The sequence below is a fragment of the Solidesulfovibrio aerotolerans genome (genome assembly GCF_009856865.1).
In the GTDB taxonomy this organism is placed as follows: Bacteria; Desulfobacterota; Desulfovibrionia; order Desulfovibrionales; family Desulfovibrionaceae; genus Solidesulfovibrio; species Solidesulfovibrio aerotolerans.
Genome location: NZ_WVUD01000094.1, coordinates 1 through 4110, shown reverse-complemented (window position 1 = coordinate 4110; position 4110 = coordinate 1). Strand labels below are relative to the sequence as shown.

The following is a 4110-nucleotide window of genomic DNA, read 5'->3' as shown; positions in this document are numbered from 1 at the left end:
AGATCGGAGAAGCAAAGCCACGCCAAGGACTTGTGGGCATCCTGCTCGGAGCAGTCGGTCTCGTGGTCATGTCCACGCCTTTTACTTTGATGCAGGGGGTCGTATTCGACACCCGCTCAGTACTCATTGGCATTTCCGGGCTGTTTTTTGGCGTTGTACCCACCGCCATCACTGTGGCAATCACCGCAGCCTACCGTCTCCACCAAGGGGGGTCTGGAGCTTGGACTGGCGTCTATGTGATCCTGGCGTCCGGAGCCATTGGTATTCTTTGGAGACATCTCAGGCGTAGCGGACTTGCACACCTTTCCTTTGGGGAACTCCTGCTCTTCGGCCTAGCGATCCACTTGGCCATGCTGGGTTTGATGCTGACCCTCCCTTGGGACATCGCCTGGAATGTCTTGTCAAAAATTACCTTGCCTGTTTTGCTGATCTACCCCTTGGGCACGGCCCTCCTGGGAAAACTCATGTCGACCCGGGTAGCTCGAGAAGAGGAGAAGATCAAAACTCGTGAAAACGAGGAAAAATTTCGTGCTCTGTACGCCTCGGTCATGGACCCAATACTTGTCGCCGAAACGGACACAGGCATCATCGTCGAGTGCAACCCCGCCGCCGAAGAGCTTTTCCGTCGTTCGCGGATGGAACTGCTGGGAATGCACCAAAGTGACCTCCATCCAGCTGGGGAAGTCGTTCCCCACACCACGACGCCGCAGTTCCTCCGACAAGTAGCATCCCCTGACCATGTCCAGGAAGTCCGCTTCAGCCGGGCTGACGGCGAAATCCGGACATCCTTGGTCCGTGCCAGCGTTTTCCACCTGCAGGGGCGGACGCTCATCCTGGGCGTTTTCCATGACATCACCGAACGCAAGGCCTTTGAAGAGGCCCTGATCAAATCCGAGCAGAAATGGCGGCACGTTTTGCTCAATACCCCTCAAATCGGGGTCTCACTTGACACCAATGCCAAGGTCCTTTTCGTCAACCAGTATTTCCTCGACTTGACCGGATGGCGCAAAGAAGAGGTCGTGGGACAAGATTGGTTTGATCTGTTCATTCCGATCGAAGTTCGCGAGCAAGTCAAAAGGATCTTTGATGGCGTCATGTCGCAACAGCACGTCCACGGCTTCTCGACGTATGAAAACGAAATTCTGACACGTTCCGGAGAAAAGCGCGTTGTCTCCTGGGCGAATGCCCTGACCTTAGACCATAAGGGCTACGTGCTTGACGCAACCTGCCTTGGCGTGGATGTGACCGAGCGCCGTCGTGCCGAGCAGGCTCTTCGAGACAGCGAGGAACGCTACAGACGCCTCGTGGAAACCGCAAACGAAGGCATCTGGTCAGTTGATGCCGATCATGTGGTTACACTCGTCAACCCTGCAATGGCCGACATGCTCGGATATGGAGTCGAAGAAATTATAGGACACAAGGTCGAGGAGTTCATTTTTCCAGATGAGTTTGACCAGCATACCGAAAAGATGAAAGGCAGACATGCCGGGTTGAGCGACATCTATGAACGTAGATTCAAGTGCAAAGATGGTTCTATTCTTTGGACAATTGTTTCGGCAAAGGCACTTATTGACGACATTGGGAGCTTCATCGGTGCTTTCGCTATGTTCACAAACATTACCGAACGCAAACAAATGGAGGAGAAGCTTCGCGCCAACGAGTCAAGACTAATGAGCTTAGTCGAAGTTTTGCAACATCCATTCACTGAACCTCAAGAATTTCTCGACTTCGTCCTCCACGAGGCCATCCGACTCACCGAAAGCAAGCTAGGATATATTTACCTATATGACGAAGAGACTGAACGCCTTACACTGAATTCTTGGTCAAAAGATGTCATGCATGAGTGCACAATCGTAAAGCCTCATACGCAATACGATTTGAAAGATACCGGAGTGTGGGGTGAAGCCGTGCGCCAGCGGGAGCCTATAGTGATCAACGACTTCCAAGCATATCATCCATTAAAAAAAGGCTACCCTGATGGCCATGCGCCCCTATATTCCTACATGACAATTCCCGTGTACAGGGATGGGAAAATCGTTTCCGTGGTGGGCGTCGCTAACAAGGAAGGTGAGTATACCGACACCGATATCTATCAACTCAGCCTGCTTATGGATGCTGTATGGAAGGTGCTCGACCGCGAAGGAGCTGAATCTGCCCTACGTGAGAGAGAAGCGCAGTTGGCCTCCCTAAGTGACAATCTTCCACAAGGCATGGTCTACCAACTAGACAGTGGGCTAGACGGCACCCTGCGCCATTTTACGTATCTAAGCGCGGGGGTCACGAAACTCCACGGCGTTTCCCCTGAGCAGGTTTTGGCTGACGCAAACATTCTTTATAATCAAGTCATTGAGGAAGACAGAGCGCTTCTGGCTGAACGAGAAACTCAAGCTATAACGAACATGTCGATGTTTAGCGCCGAGGTTCGCATGAGATTGCCCTCGGGCGAAATCCGCTGGCATCTTCTGACCTCCGCACCGCGACGCATGCTGAACGCGCACACCGTCTGGGATGGCGTTGAAATCGATATCGACGACCTCATGAAGTCCAAGGAAGCGGCAGAGAACGCCAACCGCGCCAAGTCGGAATTCCTGGCGAACATGAGCCACGAAATAAGGACACCACTTAACGGTGTCTTGGGCATGCTTCAGCTTCTCGAGACAGCCCATCTCGGCGAAGAGGAAAAAGAGTATGTCGATGAGGCAATTACATCCTCAAAGCGATTGACAAATCTTCTTTCGGACATCCTTGATCTCTCGCGAATTGAGGCTGGAAAACTCAACATCAGAATTGTCGAGTTCTCTTTAGCGGACATGTTCGATTCTGTTGGCGGACTGCTTGCGTCTACAGCCCGAAAGAAAGATTTGGAACTGCGCTTCTTCCTGGATGAACGATTGCCTTCATTTGTTCTCGGGGACGAAGTTCGGCTCAGACAGATACTCTTTAACCTTGTCGGAAACGCGATAAAATTTTCTGACCAAGGAACTATTTTCGTCCAGGCATATCTGCTGCCGTTAGCGAAGGTTACCCAACGAGTCTTGTTCATGGTCAGCGACGAAGGCATTGGAATCAGCGACGAACTTCTTGGGCTGATCTTCGAGCCTTTCTCACAGGGTGAGGGGAATTACACTCGCCGTTTTCAAGGAGCAGGACTTGGACTTTCCATCGTCAAACGACTTGTCGGCCTATTGAAAGGTGAAATTGCCATCGAAAGCGCTCCAGGCCTGGGAACGACCATTTACCTGTCATTGCCTTTTGGGGCTTCAAAAAAGGCAAACGGAGCTGTTTCTCTCCCAAGCATAACTTTATCTTCGCATCCTTCCCCTGCTCACTACAAGGTTTTACTTGTGGAGGACGAAGACATCAACGTCGTCACTGTCAAGGCATTATTGAAAAAACACGGCTACGCCGTCATTGTCGCCACGGATGGACAGCAGGCCATAGAAATTCTTTTAGAAAAGGACATAGACCTTGTTTTGATGGACATCAGGATGCCCATCATGGATGGCGTGCAGGCCACCTTGGCAATTCGGTCAGGAAAAGCAGGGCATAACAAAAAGGATGTTCCCATCATTGCCATGACGGCTTATGCCATGGCTGGAGACCGTGAGAAGTTTCTTGCGGCGGGAATGAATGACTACATTGCCAAACCTGTGGACATACAAGATTTAAAAGAAGTCATCAAACGCACTTTTAACTCTCTTGAATCAAAGAGACCTTCGAGAACTTGAAGACAACGACTTCTACTGCTATACTGTCTATTATGTTTAAACAACTCACGCAGGAAAAACCCTGGGCGATCCTCAAGGTTTCCCGTCGCCAGTATGAAACTAAGCGACCTTGGGTTACGGCAAACTTACCACGCAAAAAATTTGAAGAATTACTCGTCATGCTGCCGGATGGGTTCATTGACCACTGTCACCGTGACGCCGAAGCTGAAAGATTGGTCGAAGCGATTTTCGGGAAGGTTGAGTAGGCGATCAAGGCCGCCGACGCCTACGGCCGGATACTTACGACTCCCCCTCTGCGGAAATGACCTTAACGATGGGGATATCGAGCTCTTCGCCGACTTGTTCCCATTCGTCAGCATTCCTGGACGCGAAGGCTGCGCTG

At 51.2% G+C, this 4110-nt stretch carries 2 protein-coding genes; both read left to right on the top strand.

The features are described 5' to 3' along the window. Positions 1-2: 2 nt before the first annotated feature. A complete protein-coding gene (locus GTA51_RS20060) occupies positions 3-3728 on the top strand; it encodes a PAS domain S-box protein (protein WP_343039543.1) in 3726 nt (1241 codons plus the stop codon). Then, positions 3725-3973, top strand: coding sequence for a hypothetical protein (locus GTA51_RS20055; protein WP_160964260.1), 249 nt, complete (start codon positions 3725-3727; stop codon positions 3971-3973). The genes GTA51_RS20060 and GTA51_RS20055 overlap by 4 nt, the downstream gene beginning before the upstream one ends. The last annotated feature ends 137 nt before the right edge of the window (positions 3974-4110 follow it).